Below are 24,468 nucleotides of genomic sequence, written 5' to 3' on the forward strand. Positions count from 1 at the left end.
CAAAGAATGACGACTTCCGCGACTCCCGGAACCGGCCCCACCGACCGCCCCGGCGGTACCGGCCCCACCGAGAACTCCATGCGTCGCGCCCTCAAACGCGCCCGGGACGGCGTCGCCCTCGACGTCTCCGAGGCCGCCGTTCTGCTCCAGGCGCGCGGCGAGGCGCTCGACGACCTCGCCGCGTCCGCCGCCCGGGTGCGCGACGCCGGTCTGGAACAGGCGGGCCGCCCGGGTGTCATCACGTACTCGAAGAGCGTCTTCATCCCCCTCACCCGCCTGTGCCGCGACAAGTGCCACTACTGCACGTTCGTCACCGTCCCCGGCAAGCTCCGCCGGGCCGGGCACGGCATGTTCATGTCCCCGGACGAGGTCCTCGACGTGGCCCGCAAGGGCGCGGCCCTCGGCTGCAAGGAAGCCCTGATCACCCTCGGCGACAAGCCGGAGGACCACTGGCCGGAGGCGCGCGAGTGGCTCGACGCGCACGGTTACGACGACACGATCGCCTACGTCCGGGCCATCTCCATCCGCATCCTGGAGGAGACCGGCCTGCTGCCCCACCTCAACCCGGGCGTGCTGTCCTGGACCGACTTCCAGCGGCTGAAGCCGGTCGCGCCGAGCATGGGCATGATGCTGGAGACGACGGCGACCCGGCTGTGGTCCGAGCCCGGCGGCCCGCACCACGGTTCCCCCGACAAGGAACCCGCCGTCCGGCTGCGGGTCCTGGAGGACGCGGGCCGCTCCTCGGTCCCGTTCACCTCGGGCATCCTGATCGGCATCGGCGAGACGTATGAGGAGCGGGCCGAGTCCCTCTTCGCGCTGCGCCGCGTCGCCCGTTCGTACCACGGCGTCCAGGAACTGATCATCCAGAACTTCCGTGCCAAGCCGGACACGGCGATGCGCGGCATGCCGGACGCCGAGCTGGACGAACTGGTCGCGGCGGTCGCGGTGGCCCGTCTCGTCATGGGCCCGGCCGGCAACATCCAGGCGCCCCCCAACCTCGTCGACAGCGAGTACGAACGCCTGATCGCGGCCGGCATCGACGACTGGGGCGGGGTCTCGCCGCTCACCATCGACCACGTCAACCCCGAACGCCCCTGGCCGCAGATCGAGGAACTCACCGAACGGTCCCGGGCCGCCGGCTTCGAGTTGCGGGAACGTCTCTGCGTGTACCCGGAGTTCGTCCGCCGCGGCGAGCCCTGGCTGGACCCGCGACTGCGCCCGCACGTGGCCGCGCTGGCGGACCCGGAGACGGGGCTGGCGCGGGCGGACGCGGTCGTCGAGGGACATCCCTGGCAGGAGCCGGAGGAGGCCTTCGTCGCCACCGGCCGCACCGACCTGCACACCACCATCGACACCGAGGGCCGTACCGGCGACCGCCGCGACGACTTCGACGAGGTGTACGGCGACTGGGGCGCCCTGCGCGAGGCGGCCGCCCCCGGCATGGCACCCGAGCGCATCGACACGGACGTCCGCCAGGCACTGGCGACCGCGGCCGACGACCCCACGAAGCTGACGGACACCGAGGCCCTCGCCCTGTTCCACGCGGACGGCCCGGCGCTGGACGCGCTGACCAGGATCGCCGACGACGTCCGTAGGTCGGCGGTCGGCGACGACGTCACCTACATCGTCACCCGCAACATCAACTTCACCAACGTCTGCTACACCGGCTGCCGGTTCTGCGCCTTCGCCCAGCGCCGTACGGACGCCGACGCGTACACCCTCTCCCTGGACCAGGTCGCCGACCGGGCACAGCAGGCCTGGGACGTCGGCGCGGTCGAGGTCTGCATGCAGGGCGGCATCCACCCCGACCTGCCCGGCACGGCGTACTTCGACATCGCGAAGGCGGTGAAGGAGCGGGTCCCCGGCATGCATGTGCACGCCTTCTCGCCGATGGAGGTCGTGAACGGCGCGACGCGCACCGGCATGTCGATCCGGGAGTGGCTGACCGCGGCGAAGGAGGCGGGCCTGGACACCATCCCCGGGACGGCGGCGGAGATCCTGGACGACGAGGTCCGCTGGGTCCTGACCAAGGGCAAGTTGCCCACCGCCACCTGGATCGAGGTCGTCACGACCGCCCACGAGGTGGGCATCCGCTCCTCGTCCACGATGATGTACGGCCATGTCGACCAGCCCCGCCACTGGCTGGGCCACCTGCGCACGCTGGCCGGCATCCAGCAGCGGACCGGCGGCTTCACGGAGTTCGTGACCCTGCCCTTCATCCACACCAACGCCCCCGTCTACCTGGCGGGCATCTCCCGCCCCGGCCCGACCATGCGCGACAACCGGGCGGTGACGGCGATGGCCCGGCTCCTCCTCCACCCCTACATCCCGAACATCCAGACAAGCTGGGTGAAACTGGGCGCGGAGGGTGCGGCGGAGATGCTCCGCTCGGGCGCGAACGACCTGGGCGGCACGCTGATGGAGGAGACGATCTCGCGGATGGCGGGCTCGTCGTACGGCTCGTACAAGTCGGTACGGGACCTGATCGCCGTGGCCGAGGCGGCGGGCCGTCCCGCGAAGCCCCGTACGACGGTGTACGGGCCGGTCTCCGAGGAGCGCCAGCGGGCGGCGGAGGCGTCCGACGGGCACCTGCCGGAGCTGCTGCCGGTGCTGGACTGAGCGGAGCGAGTGGGCGGGCAGCGCACAGTACGATGATCCGACCCCTGTGCGAATACGTAGGGGGCCCTCATAACGGAGGAGATGCGTACCCGTGGCTGCCCGACTGCTGCCCTCCTGGGTCTGGGTCACCGGTCTGACGACCGGGGCGACGGTGGCCGTCGTCTTCCTCGCCCTCCAGGCCGACAAGGGGCCGCACCCCACGGCCGCGGCGGTCCGCCCGTCGGCGAGCGCGTCGGCGGGCGCCCACCCCTCCGTGTCTCCGAAGCCGACGAAGGCCCCCGAGGTACCGGCGGCCTCCGGCACCGGCCGCCGGATCGTCTACTCGCTGGGCGCCAAGCGGGTGTGGACGGTCGACGTGAGCGACAAGGCGACCCGCACGTTCACGGTGTGGCCGGGGACGGTGAGCCCCGACCCGGGCACGTACACGATCTCCAGGACCCTGTCCGCCACGACCGGCTCGGACGGCGTCCAGATCGAGCACGTCCTCTACTTCGCCGCGAAGTCGGGGCTGTCGATCGCCTTCTCCAACGCGGTCGACGGCTCCTCCCCGCCCCCCGCGGCCGGCAAGCAGACCAGCGGCATCCGCATGCACAAGGCGGACGGCGCGGCCCTGTGGACGTTCGGCACGGAACCGAACACCAAGGTGACGGTGGTCAAGTAGCCGTCAGGAGATGGCGCGGAGCCTCGGTGGCCTGCGGAGCCGCTCGACGGCCCCGGCCGTCTCCTCGTCGGCGGGCAGGAGTACGACCAGCTGCTGCGCGTCCTCGGTGATGTCGAGCGTCTCGCGCCGCAGGCGCAGTTCGGCGCCCGAAGGATGCCGTAGCCGCAGGACTCCGCGGGCCGGGACCACGTGCCGGTTCATCCGGCGGGTGAAGTCGGCCCCGGCGACGGGCGCCACGCTGTTCTCCACGGAGGGCCCGAGCCACAGGTCGAAGGCCTGCTCGTCGGCGACGGCGTCCCAGTCGGGGACGTGCTCACGGAGTTGCACGCGGTGACCCTCCGGGACGGCCTGGCCTTCCCGAACTGCTTCACCGCGTGGCAGGACGGCCGTCCCCTCGATCCCGAGGCTCCCGGCTATGCCAAGGCCCTCCTCGATCAGCTGGCCTGGTGGACGGCCGTCCTCCGCGCGGGCCGCCAGGCGGCTCCCTATCCGTCCTGATCAGCCCTCCTGGTCCGAGGGGCTCAGCTGGACGACGATCAGGGCGAGACCGGTCAGCACCAGCACCCGGGTCGCGGCGTCCAGCCCGTTCCAGGTCTTGGACTGCCACATCGAGAACCACTCACCGCCGATCCCGATGAACCCGGCGCCGAACAACAGCACGAGCATCAGCAGACCGTAGGTGGAGACGCGCCGCGCACGGACGTTGTCACGGCGGGCCCAGAGCCAGGTCCCGGCGATCAGCACGAGCGCGGCCAGCGTCTCCCACACGATGATGGCGACGTAGGCGGCGTTCTCGAGTCCCTTGTCCGTGACGGCCCGCCACATCAGGTCGTCGTCCTTGAACGTCGTGTCCATGGCCAGCACATGCTGGACGAAGGCCTGGTTGGTACCGAAGTCGGTGATGTTCCCGAAGGCGACGAGGGCGATGTAGAGAGCGACCGATCCGGTCAGAACGGCAGCGGCAAGCGAGAGCGCACGAGGCGCGTGGGAGGTGGACATGCCACCGTCCTTCCCGCTCCGCGCCGTTCACACCCCCTGTTCAGTCGATGCAGAACTCGTTGCCCTCGATGTCCAGCATCGGGATGCATGCGTCATTGCCGTCATACAGTGTGCGCACATGTACCGCGCCGAGCGGGACCAGTCGCGCGCATTCGGCCTCAAGCGCGGCGAGGCGCTCCTCACCCACGAGGCCGGTGCCGACCCGCACGTCAAGGTGCACCCGGTTCTTGACGACCTTCCCCTCGGGGACCCGCTGGAAGTACAGACGCGGGCCCACCCCGGTGGGATCGACGCAGGCGAACCACGCATCCCGCTGCTCCGGCGGCTGCGAGGACTTGTAGTCGTCCCAGGTGGCGAACCCCTCCGGTGGCGGCGGCACGACGTACCCCAACACCTCGCACCAGAAGCGAGCGAGGCGCTCGGGTTCCGCGCAGTCGAAGGTGACTTGGAACTTCCTGATCTCTGGCATCGGCGCAACGTACCAAGGGGGATGGCGGCTTGGCCGCCGGAGCCTCTGTCAGACTTCGCGTGGAGCGGCTGCGGGGGTGGTTCTGATGGGGTCGACACGGCCGTCGATGCAGGAGCTGATCGGGCGGCGCCGGAGGGCCGGGTTCGTCGGGCGGGTCGACGAACGGGCCGCGTTCCGGCGGAACCTGGAGCTGCCGCCGGAGGACGAGCGGCATCGGTTCCTCTTCCATGTGCACGGTGATGCGGGCGTCGGGAAGACACGCCTGGTAAGGGAGTTGGAGCAGATCGCCCGGGAGACCGGGGCGCTGACCGCGTACGTCGACGAGGGCGTAGCGAGTGTGCCCGAGGCGATGACGGCCATGACGCGTCAATTCGCCGCGCAGGGGCGACGGTTCAAGGAGCTGGAGCGGCTGCTGGCCGCGCACCGGGAGCGGCGGTACGAGGCTGAGGCCGCCCTGGTGATGGGCGGACCGGAGGAGCGGGAGGGGCCGTCGGCGGGGAGCCTGGCGGTGGCGCGGGCGGCGCAGGTGGGGCTGGGGATGGTCCCGGTGGCCGGTGCCTTCGCCGCCGCCCTGGACGCCGACCGGCTCGCCCAGGGCGCCGACCGGCTCCGGGCCCGCTTCCGCAGTCAGGAGGACGCCCAACTGGTGTTTTCTCCCGAGCGGGTGCTGACCCCGGTGCTGCTGACGGAACTGGCGGGCGCGGCCGACACCGCCCCCTGGATCGTCCTCTTCCTCGACACCTACGAGCGCACCGGCCCGTTCCTCGACCCCTGGCTGCACGACGTGATGACCACCGACCGCCACGGCAGCCTCCCCGCCAACATCGTCGTGGTCACTTCCGGCCAGCATCCGTTCGACATGGCTCGCTGGGGCAGCTTCGTGGACTTCAGGACGGACGTGCCACTCGGCCCGTTCACGGAGGCGGAGACCCGGGGGCTGCTCGCGGACAAGGGGGTGCGGGACGAGCCGGTGGTAGCCGAGGTACTGCGCCTGACGGGCGGACTTCCGGTGCTCGTCTCCACCCTGGCCGAGTCCGGACCCGTCGGCCCCGAGGAAGTGGGGGATCCGAGCGCCACGGCGGTCGACCGGTTCCTGAAATGGGAGCGGGACCCCGTGCGGAGAGCGGCTGCGCTGGCGGGCGCGCTGCCCCGGCGGCTGGACGAGGACGTGTTCCGGACGGCCGTGGGCTGTCCCGAGGACGACGCCCGGTCGCTGTTCGCCTGGCTGACGGGCATGCCGTTCGTGAGCGAGCGCGTGGACGGCGTGTACTACCACGACGTCGTACGGGCCCCGATGCTTCGCCTACAGCGTCTGCGTTCTCCGCGCTGGTGGCGGGAGAGCCACACCCGCCTGGCCGAAGCGTTCGGCCGATGGCGAGCAGAAACCGAGACGGGCCGGCACCCGGATGAGCGGTGGCCGGACGAGCGGTGGCGGGAGCTGCGCCTCGCCGAGTCGTATCACCTGCTGTGCGCGGGGCCCCCGTTCCCGCTGCCCACGGTGTCACGGGACCTCGTGGATGCCTGCGCCGAGGGTGATGCGGTGGCGCGGCGGTGGGCACGGACCCTGGTGCAGGCGGGCGAGGACGCGGACGCGGAGAAGACCGGCTTCCTGGGGAACCACGTGCTTGCGGCGCTGGACAGAGGCGGGGTCATCGCCGCGCTGGTGGTGCTGCTGGCGGAGGGGAGCCTCGACGCGCGGGGGCGAGCCGCGGCGTACACCGTGCGGGGGGTCGTACTGGGCAGGGCGGGGGAGCACACCGCGGCCCTGAAACAGTTCGACCGGGCCATCGAACTCGATCCGGCATCGGCGTCGGCCTACGAGGGCCGGGCGGTCGCCCGAGCGAACCGGCGTGACTACACCGGAGCCGTGGCCGACATGGACGTGGTCGTCCGGCTGGCCCCGGACACCGCCAGAACCCTCGCCATGCGAGGTGACTACTACCGGATGACAGGGGATGTCGAAGCGGCCCTGCGGGATCTGGACACGGCGATCGAGCTCGATCCGACGAGCCAGACGGCGTGGGCGGTCCGAGGAGCCGCCCGGCACCAGCTCGGCGACCTCGACTCGGCGATGTCGGACCTGGACCGGGCGCTCGACCTGGAACCGGAGTTCGGGTGGGCCCTGGTACGCAGAGCGCGTCTCTGGCGAACACGCGGCGATCACGAACGACGCCTTGCCGACCTGGACCGCGCCGTCGCCCTGGAGCGTGACCTGCCGTGGGTGCTGTGCGAGCGAGGCGACGCCTTGGTCCGTGCCGGTCGCCACGAAGCCGCTCTCGCCGACTACGACCGTGCCCTCGCCCTGAACGGCGAGTACGCCTCGGCGTACGCGAGCCGCGGAGCCTGCCGGACGGCGATGGGCGAACCGGAACGGGCACTGGCGGACCTGGACCGTGCGCTGGATCTCAACCCGGAGTATTTCTGGGCCCTTTGGCAGCGAGCCGGAACGCACCTCGCGCTCGGCGCGCTCGAAAGGGCCGCGTCCGATGCCGCGCGGATGCGGGCCCTCGACCCCGACCACTGGCAGTCACATCAGATCGTCCTGCGCATCCGCATACGACAACTGGTGACCGACGAGTCGTGGGATCGCCTCACGGAGCTTCGGGACGGGCTGGAGACCACGCACCCGGAACTCCCGGCGGCCGAGCGGGCCGACATCGCCGAGCGCCTGACGGAACTCCTCGCCGGGCGATCAACGCCTGGCGAACGCCACGAACTCGGCCCATGAGGCGTCCCCGAAGGCGAGCCGTGCGCCGTCCTTGTCCTTGGAGTCACGGACGTGGACGGTGGCTTCGGCGGGGGCTATCGCGATCTCGACGCAATCGGGGCCTTCATTGCTGCTGTAGCTGCTCTTGAACCACTCCAGGGCGGTCATGTCTCTTCTTCCCCCAGCACTTTCTCGATGAAGGCGAGTGACTCCCGAGGCGGGAGAGCCTGGGACCGGATGATTCCATAGCGCATCTCAAGCGGCTGTACTTCCCTGGGATCACTGACCAGGCGGTTGTAGGACTGCCCTTCCTCGTGGGCCATGGTCTTGCCGTCCCGTAGCTTCAGCAGGCGGATCGGCCCGCCCATGCCCGCGTGGTCCTCACGGTCCGTGGGCATCACCTGGATTTCCACGTGCCTCAACTTGCCGAGTTCCAGTAAGTGTTCGAGTTGTCGACGCAGCACCATTCTGCCTCCGATCGGCCGATACAGCGTCACCTCTTCCAGGACAAACGTGAGGGCCACCAGGGGCACGCGTTCGAAGACGACCTTCCGTGCCATGCGGGCGGCGACGTACTGATCGATCTGCTCCTCTGTGTACGAGGGGCGTCGCATCACGTACAACGCCCTTGCGTACTCCGAAGTTTGCAGCAGGCCATGGACGTAGTGGCTGGCGTAGGCCCCCATCTCGACGGACTCGTCCTCCAACCGCGCCAGATCCCGAACCTTCTTCGGATACCGCGCACGCTCCACGTCCTCCTTCATGAACGCGAGCTTCCCGCTCGCCCCCAGCACCTCATCGGCCTTCTCCAGGAAGTCCGGCTTGGGGATCCGCCGCCCCCGCTCCACGGCCGACACCATCTCCTCGCTGTACCCGATGGCGGTGCCGAGTTCGGCCTGCCGCATCCCGGCGGCCTCCCGCCACACCTTGATCTGCCGCCCGACGGCCCTGAGTACGGCCTCGGCCTCCTCGTCCTCCACGCCCGCTCCCTCCGACGTACCACCCGTACGGCACCGACCGACACCCGGACAGTCACTCTCTGTGCCTGGTGTGTCGCTGTTCAGAGTAGAGAGCCGCGACCACGCTGGGTGACATGAACCAGAAATCCCTTTCACGGGAAGTGACAGTTTCCGCGCGCCACTTCACGGTCCAGCTGTCCGCGACGCGAAGGGGTGCCCGCCTCGCGCGGCGGCTCACGGAACGCCAACTGGACGACTGGGGGCTGACGTACGAGGCGGCCGTGCACGTCGTGGCCGAGCTGGCGTCCAACGCCGTGCTGCACGGACGCGTCGCGGGACGGGACTTCCGGCTGGGGCTACGGCTGGGCCCCGACCGCACACTCCGTATCGAGGTGACCGACGCCCGGGGCGACCGTGTCCCGAGCGTCCACGATCCGGCAGCCGCCGACGCGGAGTCGGGGCGCGGTCTGCTGATCGTGGGGGCGTATGCCTACCGTTGGGGCACGGACGAGGCACCGGCCGGTTGCAAGGTCGTCTGGGCGGAGCTGGGGGCACCGGGTCGCGGGAGCCCATGACCCGGGCGCTCCCGACGCCAAAGACCAAAGAACCGGGGAACGAACCCAACCCTCCCCTACCGTCCCCGTCGATCACCCGCCGAAGTGAATATGCCGAACTCAGCTGGCCGCCCCCTTCCTCCCCGCCTGACCACCCCTTACCTTGCCGAAAGCTGCCCCCTGGGCAGCACACAACCCACACGTCGCATACCTAACTGTCCCCCGAACGGACCGTTCCCGGTCGATTACAGTGCTGGCTGTCGTACGTACGGACGGTGCCCGTGAGGAGGTCATGGTGGGTGCGACAGCGGGTACCGTCTGGGGCCGTGCCGAGCAGCAGGACTTCCGGAGCCGGGTGCGGGGCGCGTTGCTGGGGTCGGCGGTCGGGGACGCGCTCGGCGGGCCCGTCGACGGGATGACGCTGGAGGAGATCCGGGCGGCCTACGGGCCGGAGGGGCTGGTCGACCTCGGGTTCGGGTACGGGCGGCGCGGGACCGTGACGCATCACACCCAGCTGACCCTGTTCACCGTGGACGGGTTGATAAGAGCCCAGGTGAGACGGGATACCGGCGCCTGGCATCCGCCCACCGACCTGCATCGCGCCTATCTGCGGTGGGCGGCCACCCAGCGGGACTGGGGCCCGGACGAGCGGCGCAAGGAGGACGGGTGGCTGGCCCGGGAGGAGTGGCTGTACGCCCGGAGGGATCCGACCCGCGCGCTGCTCATCGGCCTCGGGGACGAGACCATGGGGACCCTGGAGTCGCCGAAGAACCCCGATGACATGGGGCCGGAGGCCGTCGCCCGGTCCGCGCCGTTCGGGCTGCTCGTCGGCTGGGAGCCGCAGCTCGTCGTGCAGCTGGCCGTGGAGTGCGCGGCGCAGACGCATGGGCATCCGACCGCCTGTCTGGCGGCGGGCGCGTACGCGGTGATCGTGCACGCGCTGGCCCGGGGCGACTCCCTCGACGGGGCCGTCCAGCGGTCCCTCGCCATCCTCGCCGCCCGGCCGGGGCACCAGCCCGTCTCCGACGCGTTGCAGCACGCGCTCGGCGCCGTACGGCAGGGGATGCCCTCCCCGGCCCGGGTCGAGGAGCTGACCGGGGACGGGGCGGCGGACGGGATGCTCGCCGCGGCCGTGTACTGCGCGCTCGTCGGCGAGGACGTACGGCACGGGCTCTGCCTGGCCGTCAACCAGGCCGGGCCCTCCGCCGTCGCCGGCGCCCTCACCGGCGGCCTGCTCGGCGCCCTGCACGGCGAGACGGCCCTCCCGCCGGCCTGGGTGGCCGAACTGGAGGGCCGTCCTACGATCCTGGAGCTGGCCGACGACTTCGCGATGGAGATGACCCAGGGTCCGGCCCTGCACAGCCCGGCGGGCGCGGCCCCCGGCTGGCTGTCCCGCTACCCGCGAGGCGCCTGAGCCGGCCGGCCCAGGGACCGCCGGTCAGTCCCGCAGTACCTCCCCGCCGCCCGCCGGAGCCTGGGCCTGGGCCTGGGCCGGCACCGGGGCCGTCGCCGCCGCGCTGTCGTCGTCCGTGTTCACGGTCTCGATGATCGCGAGGCGCTCCGGGGTGTCCTCCGGCTTCAGGTAGCCGATGAGGATGTAGAGGACCAGGGAGACGGCCAGCGGGATCGACACCTGGTACTGGAGCGGTACGCCGCCGTCGACGTTCCAGTTGATCGGGTAGTTGACCAGCCAGAAGGCCAGCAGGCCCGCCGCCCAGCTGGTGAGCGCGGCCGTCGGGCCGGAGCGGCGGAACGGGCGGAGCAGGCCCAGCATCATCGGGATCGCGATCGGGCCCATCAGACCGGCCACCCACTTGATGACCACGGTGATGATGTCCTTGAACGTGGGGGAGTTGACCTGGGTGGCCACCGCCATGGACAGGCCGAGGAAGACCACCGTCGTCACCCGGGCCGCGATCAGGCCGGAGCGCTCGCTCCAGGACCGGGCCCGCGACGAGAGCACCGGCGCCACGTCACGGGTGAAGACGGCCGCGATCGCGTTGGCGTCGGAGGAGCACATCGCCATCGTGTGGGAGAAGAAGCCGACGACCACCAGGCCCAGCAGGCCGTGGGGGAGGAGCTGTTCGGTCATCAGGCCGTAGGAGTCGGAGCCGTCCGGCTTCTGGGCGTGGACCAGGAGCGGCGACATCCACATGGGGAAGAACAGGACCACCGGCCAGATCAGCCACAGGGCCGCGGAGAGGCGGGCGCTGCGCTCGGCCTCCTTCGGTCCGGCCGTCGCCATGTAGCGCTGGGCCTGGTTGAGCATGCCGCCGTTGTACTCGAAGAGCTTGATGAAGAGGAAGGCCAGCAGGAAGACCGTGCCGTACGGGCCCACCAGCGGCTTGCCGTGGCCGTGCAGGGCCGGCTGGTCGAAGGCGTCGAAGAAGCCGATGCCCTTGTCGTTCAGCTTCAGGACGACGGCGACGAACATGGAGACGCCGGCCAGCAACTGGATGATGAACTGGCCCAGTTCGGTCAGCGCGTCCGCCCACAGGCCGCCGATCGTGCAGTAGACCGCGGTGATCGCGCCGGTGATGAGGATGCCCTGGTTGAGGGACACACCCGTGAACACCGACAACAGGGTGGCGATCGCGGCCCACTTGGCGGCCACGTCCACGATCTTCAGCAGCATGCCGGACCAGGCCAGGGCCTGCTGCGTGGACAGGTTGTAGCGGTTCTTCAGGTATTCGAGGGGGGACGCCACATGGAGCCGGGAGCGCAGGCGGTTGATGCGCGGTGCGAAGAGTTTCGAGCCGATCGCGATGCCCAGCGCGATCGGGAAGGACCAGGTGATGAACGACGTCACGCCGTAGGTGTAGGCGATGCCCGCGTAGCCGGTGAACATCACCGCGCTGTAGCCCGACATGTGGTGCGAGATGCCGGAGAGCCACCAGGGCATCTTTCCGCCGGCCGTGAAGAAGTCGCTGACGTTGTCCACGCGTTTGTGCGACCAGATGCCGATCGCGACCATCACGCCGAAGTAGCCGATGAGCACGGCCCAGTCGAGCCCGTTCATGTGCCCCCCTTCCAGGGTCCGCCTTCTGAACTCCGCTCAGCTGGTTGGCACTTCGCATAAGCGGAGCGGGGACGGGGAAGGCCGCGAAGTGCCCGCTCATCGTGGGTTCGGTTACGCGGGCACGACAAGCGGGCGTAGGGTCAAGGGGCAGTAAAATCGTTCGCCGTGCTGACCTTGATTCATGTGCGTGAACGATCCGGCGCGGTTTCGACGGCCGGAAACAGTGCCTCAGCGCATCAGCTCCCCCGCGTTGACCAGCAGCGACTGTCCCGTGATGGCCCGTGCCCGGTCCGACGCCAGGAACACCGCCGCGTCCGCCACGTCCCCGTCCGTCGCCAGCTCCGGCAGCGCCATCCGCCCCGTCAGCCGTCCCAGCACCTCGTCCTCCGGCACCCCCTCCGTGTGCGCCGTGAACTGGACGTACGCCTGCACCGGCGGCCCCCACATCCAGCCCGGCAGCACCGTGTTGACCCGGATCCGGTACGGCCCCAGCTCCCGCGCCAGCGAGTACATCGCGCTGGTCAGCGCCCCCTTCGAGGCGGCGTACGCGGCCTGCTTCACCTGCGAGGGCGCGGCGACGGCCGACTGCGTCCCGACGAAGACCACCGAGCCGCCGCCCGCCTCCTTCAGCGCCGGCAGGCATGCCCGGGTCATCCGCAGCGTCCCCAGCAGGTTCACGTCGACCACCGACGCCCAGGTCGCGAAGTCCGCGTCCTCGACCCCGCCGAAGTAGGAGTCCCAGGCGGCCACGTGTACCACCGCGTCGATGCCCCCGAAGCGCTCCCGCGCCAGCGCCGCCAGTGCCTCGCACTGGCCCTCGTCGGTGATGTCGGTGGGGCGGTACGCGGTCCGGCCGCCCTCCGGATCGATCCCGGCCGCGCTCTTGGCGAGGTTCGCCTCGGTCCGCGCACCGAGCACGGCGTTCCCGCCGTCCCGTACGACGGCCGCCGCGACCTGGTGCCCCAGCCCGGCGCCGACCCCCGAGACGACGACCGTCTTGCCCGTGAGCAGTGACATCGATGACCTCCCGACTCTGGCGCTTTATCTGACGGAGCGTCAGAGTATGGGCGAGTGCAGGCGGAAGGAAGGGAAGGCGCATGAGCGAGGACACGCGCAGCGATGTGTACGCCGAGCTGGCCGCGGTCGGCCCCTACGGCGTCCGCCCCGGCCACGCCCTCATCACCATGGTCGAGCCGCACCCCGGGCACGAGTACGCGTACAACCGCTGGTACGAGGACGACCACTACTACGCCGGCGCCATGGCCATGCCCTGGATGTACGCGGGCCGCCGCTGGGTCGCCACCCGCGACCTGCAACTCCTGCGCTACCCCGAGAAGTCGGCGATCGCCCAGCCCGTCACCACCGGCTGCTACCTCTCCGTCTACTGGATCACCGACGGCCGCTACGCCGACCACATGAAGTGGACGGTCGCCATCAACCGGAGGCTGAACCGGGACGCCCGGGTGTACCAGGACCGCACCCACGTCTTCACGGCGTTCCAGGACCACGAGGCGACGGTGTACCGGGACGGGGCCGCCGGTCCCCGCGACTTCCACGCCCTCGACCACCCGTACGCCGGGCTTGTGGTGCAGGTCATCGACAGCGAGTCGCCCGAGCAGCGGACGGAACTGCTGGAGTGGCTGCGCGGCCGGCACCTGCCGAAGCGGCTCGCCGGTTCACCGACGGCCATGGTCACGGTCTTCCGCCCGACGCCCATGCCCGGCGACCGGATGACCTATGTGAAGCAGGTGGAGGGCGTCGACACCCGGCTGACGCTGCTGTGGTTCCTGGAGACGGACCCGAGGCAGTGCTGGGACGCCCACTTCACCGGCCTGGACGAGGACGTCGCCGGGTCCGGACTGGGCACGGTGGAACTGGTGGCACCGTTCGTACCGACCGTGCCGGGCACGGACCGCCATGTGGCGGAGCTACGCGGCTGACCCGGTCACTTCAGCTCGTCGGGACACGGCGTGCCCCGCGGCAGCTGGTACGGCGCCGCCAGCCGGTAGGTCCCCGCCTTCGGCGCGAGCAGCATCGTCCACTGGTCGCCCTTCGCGTCCTCCGGCGTCTCCATCAGGCAGCCGTTGACGTTGACGTACGTCTTCGGCGTGCCCTCGGCCCGGTGCTTGGACGCCTGGGTCTCCTGCGGCGGCTTCAGGCTCTTGCCGTCCGCGTCGACGATGCTCAGCCACGGCGAGTACGGGATCCGTATCAGGATCCGACCGGCCCTGCGCACCTCGATGGTCAGCTCGCCCTGCTCGGCGCTGTCCACCACCGAGTCGGGCTCGGCGAGCGGCGTCGGGTCGGTCACCCGGAACAGCTGCCAGTTGGCGTCGCCCCAGACCTGCTTCAGATACGGCATCCCGCGCTGGACCAGCGCCCGCTCGCGTTCGCCGCCGTCCCCGTCGGGGTCGCCCTTCGGCAGCACCACGAAGTGCACGGCCCAGCGCTGCAGCCACTCGTGGTAGTTCGCCGAGTTGAGGGTGTCGTCGTAGAAGAGCGGGTTGCGCTCCATGTCGGCCTGGCGGTTCCAGCCACGGGCCAGGTTGACGTACGGCGCGAGCGCGGACGCCTCCCGGTGCGAGCGGGCCGGGACCACCTCGACACGGCCCTTCTCGGCGCCGACCTGCTGGAGCTGGTTGACGAGCGGGGCGAGTTCGCGGGCCCAGGACGCGGCCGGGGTCGTATGGACGATGTCGTCGACCGCCTTGAAGCCGATCCAGCCGACGAAGCCGAGGAAGGCGAGGACGGTGACGTAGTACTTGCGCGAGCGCGGCACGGTGTACGGGAGCGCCGCGATCAGGGTGGCGCCCGCGAACAGCATCGGCAGCCGCGAGATGTTGGAGCCGATCTGCGAGCTGACCAGCCACACCAGCACGACCCCGAGGCTGTACACGGCCGCCGTCAGCCGGACCGTCTTCCACTCCTTGGGCACGAGGAAGAGACAGAGCAGGCCGTACAGCAGGGGCATGATCACCGAGCCGAAGCCCATCGGCTGGGTGCCGGAGAACGGGAACAGCCAGGCGGAGACGGCGACCACGACCGCGGGTGCCACGCCGAGCGCCCAGGCACCCGGGCGCCGCTTCTGCAGGAACAGCGCCACCGCGACCAGGCCGACGAAGAGCCCGGCGACCGGCGACGACATGGTCGCCAGGGCCGCCAGCGGGGCCGCGACCAGTGCCTTCGCCCACCGTTTGTAGCGCCAGCGGTACGGCCAGCAGAACACCGCCCCCACCGAGGCCAGCGCGAACACCGTGCCGAGCCCGAAGGTGACGCGCCCGGACAACGCGTTGCAGATCAGCGCGAACACCCCGGCGAGCGAGGCCCACAGGGGGTTCTTCACCACGCGGCTGCGGATGAGGAGCAGGGTCAGCAGTCCGGCCGAGACCGTGCCGGCGATCATCATCGTCGTACGGACGCCGAGCACCGACATCAGGTACGGCGAGACCACGCTGTACGACACCGGGTGCATACCGCCGTACCAGGCGAGGTTGTACGCCGAGTCCGGGTGCCGGCCGACGAACTCGGCCCAGGCGTCCTGCGCCGCGAGGTCGCCGCCGCTGTTCGCGAACGTGAACAGCCAGATGATGTGCAGGACGCCGGCGAGGGCCGTGACCGCCAGCACCGGGTGGCGCGACGGCCACTCGCGCAGGGGTTCGTCCAGGTCGAGAAGGTGACGGAGCCCGCCGTTACGCCGCGTGCTCGTCCTGCCCCGCGCGCCGCCTGGTGCGCTCTGCGTGCTCGGGGCGGTTCGTGTGGTCCGGGCGCCGTGCGCGCCGTGCGGACCGGTCTCGGGCAGGGCTATTCGCGAGCCGGATACCGAGCCCGGATCGGCGTCGTCGGCGCGTGTCGGCTCCGCTGTGGCCACCTGAAGGCACTCCCCGTGTCCCGTCTTCTGTTCTCGGCCGCGTTCCACGGTGTTACCGGCCGCTTCTCGTCCAGTTCTCGGCCGTGTCCCGGCGGCCGACGACCTGCCCCGATTCGTGACGCTAGCACGCACCCCGCCGCGGGGCCCTGGGGTGGGCCGCCATCGGCGGGGTGCGGGGACGGAATGTGTGTCCTGTGTCAGCCGATACGGGTCAGCTTGTTCGTGAACCCGGGCTCGGCCAGATCCTTCTGCAGGGCGACCGGGACCTGGACCGCGGAACCGGAGCCGTCACCCACGGTGAGGGCGCCGACCTTGGTGCCGGCCTTCGCGGTGTGCGGCACGTCGTCGGCCTGGAAGGTCAGCTTCACCTTCAGGCCCGACCAGCCGACGGCGGTGACGTCCTTGGTCGCCACGACCGGGGTACGGCCGCCGAGGCCGTCGTCGACGTACCCGACGACAGCACCCTTCTTGTAGATCGTCGCCGACTTCAGCGCGCCCTGGGCGGCCCGGATCAGTTTGTCGCCGCCGTTCAGGGCCGCGGTGAGGATGCTGTTGTCCGAGGCGGCGCTGGCCGGCTGCCGGAGCACCGCGCCGATGATCGTGCGGGACTCGCCGTTCACGTCCTTCTTCGCGGCGAAGACCAGGTTGCCGAGGGCGGAGGTGGTGGTACCGGTCTTGATGCCGACGACGTCGTTGCGACCGACGAGCTGGTTCCAGTTGCCGTGGTTGGCACCCTTGTAGTCGTCGTACGACATCATCGCGGCGACCTCGCGGAACGAGGGCTCGCTCGACATGGCCGCCTTCGCCAGCTTCACCTGGTCCACGGCCGTGGAGACGGTGGAGTCGGTGAGGCCGGAGGGGTCGGTGTACGTCGTGTTCGTCATGCCGAGCTTCGTCGCGGTGGCGTTCATCTTCGCCACGAACGCCTTCTCGGAACCGGCGTCCCAACGGGCCAGCAGCCGGGCCACGTTGTTGGCGGAGGCGATGAGGATGCCCTCCAGGGCCTCGCGCTGGGTGATCGAGTCGCCCGCCGTCACGTCGACGGTGGACTCCTGGCCGGCGTTCGACTGGTCCTGGGCCGTCTGGTCGATCTTGATCTTGGGGCCGGCGGCGCCGCTCTTCAGGGGGTGGTCGCGCAGGACGATGTACGCGGTCATCACCTTGGCGACGCTCGCGATCGGTACGGGCTTCTGGTCGCCGGAGGAACCGAACGAGCCGATGCCCTGGACGTCGAGGGCGGCCTGGCCGTCGGCCGGCCAGGGGATGTCGGCCTTGCTGCCGTCGAAGACGTAGGTGTCCTTCGCGGTGAGGTCGAGGGTGGGCTGCGGAAGCGGACGGAGAGTCTGTACGACCGCAAAGATGATCAGGAGGACGATGACCAGGGGCGTCCAGATCTTGACCCGCCGGACGAAGGTCCTGACCGAGGTCTCCGGCGGCGGAGGCGTGTTGGTCAGCTCGGCGAGCAGGTCCAGCGGGGGCTTCGGCGGGAGCGGCAGCTGGGTGGTGCGCTCGGGGCCGACCTGGGGGATGGCGGTGGTACGGGTGGTGGAGGCGGCGGTGCCGGGCTTGGCGTCCGGTTTGTCTCCGGGCTTCGCGGCCGGCTTCGTGCCCGGCTTGAGGTCGGGCTTCGTGCCCGGCTTGAGGTCCGGCTTCGTGCTCGGCTTGAGGTCCGACTTGAGGGCGACGAATCTGCTGGTGCGCTCGGGGTCGGACTCAGGGGTCTTGGGCTGGGGCTTGGAGCCCAGCTTGAGGGTGGTGGTGGGCTGGTCGACCTGCGGGGGGCGGGGGGCCTTGAGCATGGTGGTGGGCTGATCGACCGCGGCGGCGGCAGCGGGGGCGGCAGGGGCGGTGGCTGCGGCCTGGGCCTCGGCCTGGGCCTCGGCCTGGGCCTCGGCCTCGGCTTCGCCGGTGCCGTCCTCGCCGTCTGCGGGCGCGGGTCCGTCGCTGGTTGCGGTCTTGGTGTCCCCACCCGCACCACCCGTGCGGCTCTCGTCGTCGACTGCGGGTGCCCCCTGCGGGTCGTCCTCGCCGTCGGCGTCCGCGCGTTCGGCGGTTGCCTTGGGGTTGTCCTCGGGTTCGGCGTCCTCGGGCGCGGCGGGTTCGGCGTCGGCCTTCGGGGCGTCCTCCGGTGCGGCGTCCTCGGGTTCGGCGTCCTTGGGTTCGGCGTCGGCCTTCGGGGCGTCCTCCGGTGCGGCGTCCTCGGGCTCGGCGTCGGGCTTCGAGGCGTCCTCGGGCGCGGCGTCTTCGGGCTCGGCGGTCGCCTCGGGCTTGTCCTCCGGTGCGGCGTCCTTGGGCTCGGCGTCGGGCTTCGGGGCGTCCTCGGGCGCGGCGTCTTCGGGTTCGGCGGTTGCCTTGGGGTTGTCCTCGGGGGTGGCGTCCTCGGGTTCGGCGTCCTTGGGCTCGGCGTCGGCCTTCGGGGCGTCCTCCGGTGCGGCGTCCTCGGGTTCGGCCGCGGGCTTCGGGGCGTCCTTGGGCGGGGTGTTCCCGTCGCCGGTGGGTGCCGGTGCGGCGTCCTTGGGCTCTGCCTCGTTCTCCGGGGCCGCCTCGGTCGTTGCCTCAGGCGTCGTATCGGCCTTGTCGGCGTTCTTCGGTGGCTCAGGGGCCTCCTGGGGCTCCTCGGCCGTCTCGGGGGCCTCCGTGACCGCCTCGGGCCGCTCAGGGTCCTCCGGGGCGCCGTGCTCGCCGGAGTCCTCAGCCCCCTCCGCCGACGGACCCGTGCGGACCCACGCCGCCACCGCCTCGCGGAGCTTCGTGTCGTCGTCGCCGGCCGGCTTCGCGTCCCGTACCGAGAAGATCCGGGTCGCGGTGTCCACGCCGCCGGCGGTCTCCCTCTCGTCCTCGGCGGCCACCGCCAGTCGCGGGTCGCGTGGTTCGGGAACCGTTCCCGCACTCCCCGACGTCGGTTCTGCCGACGACTCGCGCTGCTTCGACCTGTCGGGGGACTCGCCCGCCACCGATGCCTCCTCCACGCTCCGCACGTTGCCGTGCGCTGTCCGAACCATGTACCAGTGTCCTGTGTGCGGGCTTAGCCCCTGCGGTAGACGAGAACGACATACCTTCCGGTTCCCTTACAAACCGGTCACGCGCCCTCGACAGACCAATGTGAGAGGGGTCACCCTGTCATTCATCCACGCGGGGAGGCATGGATGGGCAGGAGCCGCAGAACACTTCCGGAGGAGCTTCTGCTGCTGGCATTGGACCCGACCACGGGTACCACTGCACAGCCGCAGTCGCTCGACCTCGGTCTGGCCGGAGCACAGCTAGTGGAGCTGGCGCTGGCCGGACGGATAGCCCCAGACGGGGATCGTATCGCCGTGGTGCAGCCACGGCCGACTGGAGATCCGACTTTGGACTGCGCGTTGGAGTTGCTGCGAAGGCGTGGCGCTCCCGTGCGGGCTGTGAACTGGATCGGCGGGCCACGTCTGGGACTTCGCCAGACGTACCTCTCGCATCTGGAGCGGTGCGGCATGGTGCATGCCGTGGCGGGCCAGATGTGCGGGGTGCTGCCGACGACCCGGTACCAGGCGACGGACAACGAGATCTGCCGGGACATCCGTACCCGGCTGGATTCGGCGATCCGTACCGGCGTACCACCGGACCCGCGGACCGCGGCGCTCGCCGCCCTGGCCCACGCGGTCGGTCTCGGCAAGCACCTGTATCCGGGGAACGAGGGACGCTCCTCGCGTTCCCGGTTGCGGGACTTGATCCGGCATGACCCGATGGGCGGGCTCGTGGCCCACGCCGTCATGGACGTGCAGAACGGCGCGGGCGCCCAGCCACGCCGCAACCCGGCCGGCCCGGCCGGGCGTCAGACCGCACCGGCCGCCAGGCCCGGTGCGCCGGAACCCGCCCGCGGTGTTCCGATGCAGCCGCGCCGAGGCGCGGCCGCGATGGCACGAGCCGTGGTGCACTGAGCCGCAGTGCCACGGCGGCAACAGCCGGCGACACGGCACACACAAGCACAACACAGCACAACACAGCACCCCTGAGACCCGGTTCGGGAGCCGCTGGTCCGAGCGGGGCGGTGAGGCGCACGCGGTACGCGCCCCGCCGCCCCGCTCGGTATTTCCCGGCACTTCCCGACCCACCGGCCTCGTCCGGCGCCCGGAGAATCCGGAACGTGCCCGAACTGACGCGTACGCGCCGCATATCCACAGTTTCCCAGCGGTAGGAACCACCTTGGTGGCAGTCTGCTCAACAGCAGATACACAAAGTGGTAGTTACAGGCAGGCAGCCGGAGGTGCACGTCCCGTGGCGTCCAATGTCAATCCCACCGTCAGGCGACGCCGGCTGGGCCAGGAGCTGCGCAGGCTCCGCGAGCTCAAGGGCATGACGGCGGAGGAGGTGGCGGAGCGGTTGCTCGTCTCCCAGTCGAAGATCAGCCGGCTGGAGAACGGGCGCCGGAGCATCAGCCAGCGCGATGTCCGCGACCTGTGCGGGGTCTACGAGGTCGAGGACCAGCGGGTCGTCGACTCCCTGATGGAGATGGCAAGGGATTCGCGGCAGCAAGGATGGTGGCATGCGTTCGGTGACATCCCGTACAGCGTCTACATCGGCCTGGAGACCGACGCCGAGTCGCTGAGGGTGTACGAACCCCAGTTGGTCACCGGACTGTTGCAGACCCGCGCCTACGCCGAGGCGCTGGTGCAGGGCGCGTTGCCGGAGACCTCCGCCGCCGACATCGAGAAACGGGTCCAGGTGCGGATGCGTCGACAGGAACGTATCACCGCAGAACACAACCCCCTTCGCCTGTGGGTGGTGCTCGACGAGGCCGCGCTGCGCCGGCTCGTCGGCAACAGGCTCGTGATGCGCGAGCAGCTGGAGTACCTGATCGAGATGTCCCAGCAGCCGCACATCACCGTCCAGGTGCTGCCCTTCGAGGTGGGCGCGCATCCCGGCCTCAACGGCCAGTACGCGATCCTGGAGTTCGCCGACGCGGCCGACTCCAGCGTCGTCTACCTGGAGGGCGTGACCAGCGACCTGTACCTGGAGAAGGCCCACGACGTGCAGAAGTACGCCGTGATGTACGAGCACCTGCGGGCCCAGTCCCTGAACGTCGAGCAGTCCCGGCAGTTCATCGCCGACGCGGCCAAGGAGTACGCCCGCTGAGTCCTCCCGGGGGGCTCCAGGGGGCGTTCGGGGAACGTTCGGCGGCCTTTCCGGACGGCGAGCGCCGGATCTTACACTGGCGCCCCGCTCCAGCGGAAGTCTCCACTGGAATATGCCATCCGGTCGAGTGAACGAGTGCTCCGGGCGAGGGAGTTGGCTAGTAGCGTCGATCACGCCAACCGGTCAGACGGTTGGCGTGAATCGCACTACATCAAGCACCACAGCAACTCGCTACAGGAGTGGACATGGCACTGCTTCAGGGCACCACGGAGACGTGGACGAAGTCCTCCTATTCCGCAGGGAACGGGGCGTGCGTCGAGGTCAAGTCGCCGACGACCGCTGGACTCGCCGTACGCGACTCCAAGGTCGAGGAGGGCCCGGTCCTCGCGTTCCCGACCGGCGCGTGGAACGCATTCGTGGCTTCGGTCAAGGCGTAGGGGCTTCGCTGACCCATCGGCCACGCTCCCCACACCCACAACCACAACTGCACAAGCGTCACCTCAAGAGCCCTCTCGACTAGCTCGCCGTCCTTGCCGAGGGGGCTCGGCTTGTGCCCGTCCGACCGGTCGTCGGACCGGCCACCGCGTCACCTGCGGACGGGGAAGGCCACATCGCACACCGGGTCCTCCGGGCCCGCCGCGTCCCAGTCCGCGAAGTAGACCTCCCGGCACGGGCCGTCATACTCCAGAGCGCCGTCCAGAGCGCCGTCCAGAGCGCCGTCCTGAGCGCCGTCCGGGCCGCCCTGCCGGGCCACCCACCGCTCCACCGCCTCGAAGGCCGCCACGATCTGCGGATGCGCCACCTGCGCCTTGCTGATCCGCGTGTACGCCAGCGTGCGCGCCGGCTCGATGCGCACCTTCATCTCCCGGCCCCGCCCGTGCCGCTCCGCCCAGGCCCGGGCCGCCGCCTCGTCCGCCACCGGGACACAGGCCTCGGCCGGCCCGTCGCTCTCCATGGACACCTCCGCGTAGTACACGACGAACGGCGCCCCGGCCACACCCCCGCACTCGCGGGCCGCCGCCTCCAGACGGCCCAGCGATGCGGGGATCCAGACGGGCAGCTCGTCCGCCAAGGTGTGCCGCGTCTCGGTGATCACCACCTGCGCGGGTACCTCCACCGTCTCCACCGCGAACGTCTCGTACATCTCCGAACTCCTCCCTGACAGCCGTCCACGGAGATATGCGACAAGGGTCCGCTGCCCGGCGATCCGCCGCTCGACATCCGCCCAGTAGGCGGCCAGCAGCCCGGCGGCCGTGCTGCCGGCGGCCGCGCCACCGGTGGGCGTATCGCCGTCCGCCGTGTCGCCGTCCGCCGTGTCGCCGTCCGCCGTGTCGCCGTCCGCCGTGTCGCCGTCGGTCGCGCCGCCGTCCGCCGCCTCGATCACCTCGGCGATCCGCGCCAGGGGCATGTCCAGCTGCCGCAGCAGCGCCACCAGCCGGGCGCGTTCCGTCTGCCCGGCCCGGTAGTACCGGTAGCCGGTCGTCCCGTCGACGTACGCCGGGGCAAGCAGCCCCAGCCGGTCGTACCGGCGCAGCGCCTTCGCCGAGAGCCGGGACCGCGCCGCGAACGCGCCGATCGTGAGCAGTTCCTCGTCCACAGCGTCCTCCACGGCCACATCCTCCGTCACCGAGCACCCGTGGCCCGGCGCGACCGACGCTCGCCCCTGCCCCGGGGGCAAGGTCAAGCGGCGGGGACGGAACGTCGACGGCGGTCACGGGAGACCCTCTCCCGTGACCGCCGTCGTGAGGTGAGACTCGGGGCGTCAGCCGATGGCCTTCTCCACCGCGGCCACGACCTCCGCCGACTCCGGCTCGGTCTGCGGCGCGAACCGGGCGACGACCTGGCCGTCCCGGCCGATCAGGAACTTCTCGAAGTTCCAGCGGATGTCACCGGTGTGCCCCTCGCCGTCGGCGAAGTCCACCAGCCGCTGGTAGAGCGGGTGCCGGTCATCCCCGTTGACCTCGACCTTCTCGGTCAGCGGGAAGGTCACGCCGTACGTCGCCGAGCAGAACTCGGCGATCTCCTCGGCGCTGCCGGGCTCCTGCCCCATGAACTGGTTGCAGGGCACCCCGAGCACGGTGAAGCCCTGCGCCGCGTACCGCTCCTGGAGCCGCTCCAGGCCGCTGTACTGCGGGGTCAGACCGCACTTGGAGGCCACGTTGACAATGAGCACGGCCTTGCCGGTGTAGCCCGGCAGGTCGGCGGAACCGCCCTGGAGAGCACCGATCTCGATGTCGAGCACGGACCCGTTGTTCTCGGTAGTCGTCATAACCGGATGCTAACTCCGCTAAGTGGACGACCGGGTCCCGGCCTCCACCAGCACGTCTCCCGCCGCCGTCCGCGAGTACAGCACCGACCGCCCGGCCCGCCGCCGCTCCACCAGCCCGGCATCGAGCAGGACCCTCAGATGCCGCCCGACCGAGCCCAGCCCCTGCCCGGTCACCGCCGTCAGATGGGTCGTGCTCAGCGGGGCGTCGAGCAGCACCAGCACGGCGGCGCGCGCGCCGCCCAGCAGCGCCGAGAGGGCGGCCGGGACGGTCTGCGCGGCGGGGTCGGAGAGCGCCCCGGCGCACGGGTAGACCAGCGCGTAACGGTCCGGCTCCTCCCAGCAGACCCAGCCGCTGTCGGACGTGACCGGGACGAGCAGGAGGTCGGCGCCGGAGATGTCGCGGGGCGGGTACTCGTGCAGGTTGACCTGGAGCCGGTCGGCGCCGAGCCAGCGGGTCCGCCCCGGCCGCACCGAGTCCAGCACCTCGGCCCAGCCGCCCCGGCTGACCTGCGTGGTCCGGGCCACCACATCCGCCTCCAGGATCCGCCGCCGCCGCTCCCAGTACGGCCGTACGGTCGCCTCCCACACGTACGTCAGCAGCTCCGCCGCCCGCTCGGGCAGGTCGTCGCGCTCCAGGGCGGCGGGGAGCGCACCGGCGACGGCGACCCGCAGATGCGCGCGGGCCGCGTCGGGGCGGGCCGCCCGCACCCGCGCGATACCGGCCTCGGCGCTCTCCCCGTCCCGGGGGGTGGGGGTGAGGAAGTCGGCGGTCCAGACGCGGCCGAGTCCGGTGCGGATCAGCAGCGCGGTGACGGGGTCGGCGGCGAGCCGCGCCCGGTAGGCGGGCAGATGCGCGTCCAGCCAGCGCCGCTCGCCGGGGTGGGCGGCGGTGCCGTCGTGCAGCAGCCTGAGGCTCGCGAAGGTTTCGGCGAGGGGAGAGAGCAGAAAGCGGCTACGGGCGAGCGTGTCCGCGTTGAGCTGCCACCAACCCAAGGGGGTCTCCCTGTTGTTAGAGCCTCTTGCTGGGGTGAGGGGGTGAGGGGGTGAGGGGTGACGGGGTGGGCGGTTGTTACGGCTTCTCACGGTCGGGAGGGGAAGCCACGTCCGTTAGTGCCCCTCATGCTCGCGAGAGGTCCACCGTCCGTTAGTGCCCCTCATGCTCGCGAGAGGTCCACCGTCCGTTAGTGCCCCTCATGCTCGCGAGAGGTCCACCGTCCGTTAGTGCCCCTCATGCT

20 protein-coding genes and 2 pseudogenes are annotated in these 24,468 nt (G+C 70.8%); 10 read left to right on the forward strand and 12 right to left on the reverse strand.

From position 1 onward, the window contains the following. Nucleotides 1–6: 6 nt before the first annotated feature. Nucleotides 7–2,619 (forward strand): bifunctional FO biosynthesis protein CofGH, encoded by a 2,613-nt coding sequence (locus AB0N16_RS24115; protein WP_365799864.1) that lies wholly within the window; start codon nt 7–9, stop codon nt 2,617–2,619. Between the two features lie 91 nt (nt 2,620–2,710). Continuing rightward, a complete protein-coding gene (locus AB0N16_RS24120) occupies nt 2,711–3,280 on the forward strand; it encodes a hypothetical protein (RefSeq protein WP_365799866.1) in 570 nt (189 codons plus the stop codon). Between the two features lie 3 nt (nt 3,281–3,283). Here AB0N16_RS24120 and AB0N16_RS24125 read toward each other — a convergent pair. Further along, nucleotides 3,284–3,583 (reverse strand): annotated as a pseudogene (locus tag AB0N16_RS24125) (transcriptional regulator); the annotation flags it as partial. On the opposite strand from AB0N16_RS24125, the pseudogene AB0N16_RS24130 reads away from it, so the two are divergent. Continuing rightward, nucleotides 3,581–3,778 (forward strand): annotated as a pseudogene (locus tag AB0N16_RS24130) (NADPH-dependent oxidoreductase); the annotation flags it as partial. The pseudogenes AB0N16_RS24125 and AB0N16_RS24130 sit on opposite strands and share 3 nt — an antisense overlap. Here the strand turns inward: AB0N16_RS24130 and AB0N16_RS24135 are convergent. Further along, complete coding sequence (locus AB0N16_RS24135; protein ID WP_365799868.1) at nt 3,779–4,279, reverse strand: DUF2165 domain-containing protein; 501 nt, start codon at nt 4,277–4,279, stop codon at nt 3,779–3,781. Nucleotides 4,280–4,319: 40 nt separating this feature from the next. Further along, a complete protein-coding gene (locus AB0N16_RS24140) occupies nt 4,320–4,748 on the reverse strand; it encodes a VOC family protein (RefSeq protein ID WP_365799870.1) in 429 nt (142 codons plus the stop codon). A gap of 85 nt (nt 4,749–4,833) precedes the next feature. Between AB0N16_RS24140 and AB0N16_RS24145 the strand changes: the two genes are divergently transcribed. Next, nucleotides 4,834–7,476, forward strand: coding sequence for a tetratricopeptide repeat protein (locus AB0N16_RS24145; RefSeq protein ID WP_365799872.1), 2,643 nt, complete (start codon nt 4,834–4,836; stop codon nt 7,474–7,476). Here the strand turns inward: AB0N16_RS24145 and AB0N16_RS24150 are convergent. Then, nucleotides 7,441–7,623 carry a DUF397 domain-containing protein gene (locus AB0N16_RS24150; protein ID WP_365799874.1) on the reverse strand — a complete coding sequence of 61 codons (183 nt, stop codon included), beginning with the start codon at nt 7,621–7,623 and terminating at the stop codon, nt 7,441–7,443. The genes AB0N16_RS24145 and AB0N16_RS24150 overlap by 36 nt on opposite strands. Then, on the reverse strand, nt 7,620–8,435 hold the full coding sequence (locus AB0N16_RS24155) for a helix-turn-helix transcriptional regulator (protein WP_365799876.1): 816 nt from the start codon (nt 8,433–8,435) through the stop codon (nt 7,620–7,622). The genes AB0N16_RS24150 and AB0N16_RS24155 overlap by 4 nt, the downstream gene beginning before the upstream one ends. A gap of 113 nt (nt 8,436–8,548) precedes the next feature. Between AB0N16_RS24155 and AB0N16_RS24160 the strand changes: the two genes are divergently transcribed. Both AB0N16_RS24160 and AB0N16_RS24165 read left to right on the forward strand, forming a co-directional pair. Beyond that, nucleotides 8,549–8,989, forward strand: a complete 441-nt coding sequence (locus tag AB0N16_RS24160; protein ID WP_365799878.1) for an ATP-binding protein — start codon at nt 8,549–8,551, stop codon at nt 8,987–8,989. A 274-nt stretch (nt 8,990–9,263) separates the two neighbouring features. After that, nucleotides 9,264–10,382 (forward strand): ADP-ribosylglycohydrolase family protein, encoded by a 1,119-nt coding sequence (locus AB0N16_RS24165; RefSeq protein WP_365800033.1) that lies wholly within the window; start codon nt 9,264–9,266, stop codon nt 10,380–10,382. A gap of 24 nt (nt 10,383–10,406) precedes the next feature. Here AB0N16_RS24165 and AB0N16_RS24170 read toward each other — a convergent pair whose 3' ends face one another. Further along, nucleotides 10,407–11,987, reverse strand: a complete 1,581-nt coding sequence (locus tag AB0N16_RS24170) for a sodium:solute symporter family protein (protein WP_365799880.1) — start codon at nt 11,985–11,987, stop codon at nt 10,407–10,409. A gap of 228 nt (nt 11,988–12,215) precedes the next feature. Next, nucleotides 12,216–13,004, reverse strand: coding sequence for an SDR family oxidoreductase (locus tag AB0N16_RS24175; protein WP_365799882.1), 789 nt, complete (start codon nt 13,002–13,004; stop codon nt 12,216–12,218). Between the two features lie 80 nt (nt 13,005–13,084). On the opposite strand from AB0N16_RS24175, the gene AB0N16_RS24180 reads away from it, so the two are divergent. After that, a complete protein-coding gene (locus tag AB0N16_RS24180) occupies nt 13,085–13,927 on the forward strand; it encodes a hypothetical protein (RefSeq protein WP_365799884.1) in 843 nt (280 codons plus the stop codon). Nucleotides 13,928–13,932: 5 nt separating this feature from the next. Here the strand turns inward: AB0N16_RS24180 and AB0N16_RS24185 are convergent, their stop codons facing one another. Next, a complete protein-coding gene (locus AB0N16_RS24185; RefSeq protein ID WP_365799886.1) occupies nt 13,933–15,855 on the reverse strand; it encodes an MFS transporter in 1,923 nt (640 codons plus the stop codon). A gap of 197 nt (nt 15,856–16,052) precedes the next feature. Continuing rightward, on the reverse strand, nt 16,053–18,857 hold the full coding sequence (locus AB0N16_RS24190; RefSeq protein WP_365799888.1) for a D-alanyl-D-alanine carboxypeptidase: 2,805 nt from the start codon (nt 18,855–18,857) through the stop codon (nt 16,053–16,055). Nucleotides 18,858–19,001: 144 nt separating this feature from the next. Between AB0N16_RS24190 and AB0N16_RS24195 the strand changes: the two genes are divergently transcribed. The 3 genes from AB0N16_RS24195 (at nt 19,002) to AB0N16_RS24205 (ending at nt 21,401) form a co-directional block, all read left to right on the forward strand. Then, nucleotides 19,002–19,769, forward strand: coding sequence for a GPP34 family phosphoprotein (locus AB0N16_RS24195; RefSeq protein WP_365799890.1), 768 nt, complete (start codon nt 19,002–19,004; stop codon nt 19,767–19,769). Nucleotides 19,770–20,106: 337 nt separating this feature from the next. Then, nucleotides 20,107–20,964, forward strand: a complete 858-nt coding sequence (locus AB0N16_RS24200) for a helix-turn-helix transcriptional regulator (protein ID WP_365799892.1) — start codon at nt 20,107–20,109, stop codon at nt 20,962–20,964. Between the two features lie 245 nt (nt 20,965–21,209). After that, nucleotides 21,210–21,401 carry a DUF397 domain-containing protein gene (locus tag AB0N16_RS24205; protein WP_351737387.1) on the forward strand — a complete coding sequence of 64 codons (192 nt, stop codon included), beginning with the start codon at nt 21,210–21,212 and terminating at the stop codon, nt 21,399–21,401. Nucleotides 21,402–21,550: 149 nt separating this feature from the next. On the opposite strand, the gene AB0N16_RS24210 is transcribed toward AB0N16_RS24205, so the two are convergent. The 3 genes from AB0N16_RS24210 to AB0N16_RS24220 all read right to left on the reverse strand — a co-directional run bounded on the left by AB0N16_RS24210 (nt 21,551) and on the right by AB0N16_RS24220 (nt 24,226). After that, nucleotides 21,551–22,591: a MerR family transcriptional regulator gene (locus AB0N16_RS24210; protein WP_365799894.1), complete on the reverse strand. Its 1,041-nt coding sequence runs from the start codon at nt 22,589–22,591 to the stop codon at nt 21,551–21,553. Nucleotides 22,592–22,726: 135 nt separating this feature from the next. Continuing rightward, nucleotides 22,727–23,233, reverse strand: a complete 507-nt coding sequence (locus AB0N16_RS24215; RefSeq protein WP_365799896.1) for a glutathione peroxidase — start codon at nt 23,231–23,233, stop codon at nt 22,727–22,729. An 18-nt stretch (nt 23,234–23,251) separates the two neighbouring features. Further along, nucleotides 23,252–24,226, reverse strand: a complete 975-nt coding sequence (locus AB0N16_RS24220; protein WP_365799898.1) for a winged helix-turn-helix domain-containing protein — start codon at nt 24,224–24,226, stop codon at nt 23,252–23,254. Nucleotides 24,227–24,468 lie beyond the last annotated feature (242 nt).

The organism is Streptomyces sp. NPDC051105, from assembly GCF_040682795.1.
Lineage (GTDB): Bacteria > Actinomycetota > Actinomycetes > Streptomycetales > Streptomycetaceae > Streptomyces.

Bases quoted from the DNA above. Each gene is read 5' to 3' on its own strand.
- AB0N16_RS24190 (WP_365799888.1), bottom strand. From the start codon at position 18,857: ATGGTTCGGACAGCGCACGGCAACGTGCGGAGCGTGGAGGAGGCATCG.
- AB0N16_RS24205 (WP_351737387.1), top strand. From the start codon at position 21,210: ATGGCACTGCTTCAGGGCACCACGGAGACGTGGACGAAGTCCTCCTAT.
- AB0N16_RS24180 (WP_365799884.1), top strand. From the start codon at position 13,085: ATGAGCGAGGACACGCGCAGCGATGTGTACGCCGAGCTGGCCGCGGTC.
- AB0N16_RS24145 (WP_365799872.1), top strand. From the start codon at position 4,834: ATGGGGTCGACACGGCCGTCGATGCAGGAGCTGATCGGGCGGCGCCGG.
- AB0N16_RS24150 (WP_365799874.1), bottom strand. From the start codon at position 7,623: ATGACCGCCCTGGAGTGGTTCAAGAGCAGCTACAGCAGCAATGAAGGC.
- AB0N16_RS24175 (WP_365799882.1), bottom strand. From the start codon at position 13,004: ATGTCACTGCTCACGGGCAAGACGGTCGTCGTCTCGGGGGTCGGCGCC.
- AB0N16_RS24135 (WP_365799868.1), bottom strand. From the start codon at position 4,279: ATGTCCACCTCCCACGCGCCTCGTGCGCTCTCGCTTGCCGCTGCCGTT.
- AB0N16_RS24215 (WP_365799896.1), bottom strand. From the start codon at position 23,233: ATGACGACTACCGAGAACAACGGGTCCGTGCTCGACATCGAGATCGGT.
- AB0N16_RS24160 (WP_365799878.1), top strand. From the start codon at position 8,549: ATGAACCAGAAATCCCTTTCACGGGAAGTGACAGTTTCCGCGCGCCAC.
- AB0N16_RS24195 (WP_365799890.1), top strand. From the start codon at position 19,002: ATGGGCAGGAGCCGCAGAACACTTCCGGAGGAGCTTCTGCTGCTGGCA.
- AB0N16_RS24115 (WP_365799864.1), top strand. From the start codon at position 7: ATGACGACTTCCGCGACTCCCGGAACCGGCCCCACCGACCGCCCCGGC.
- AB0N16_RS24170 (WP_365799880.1), bottom strand. From the start codon at position 11,987: ATGAACGGGCTCGACTGGGCCGTGCTCATCGGCTACTTCGGCGTGATG.
- AB0N16_RS24140 (WP_365799870.1), bottom strand. From the start codon at position 4,748: ATGCCAGAGATCAGGAAGTTCCAAGTCACCTTCGACTGCGCGGAACCC.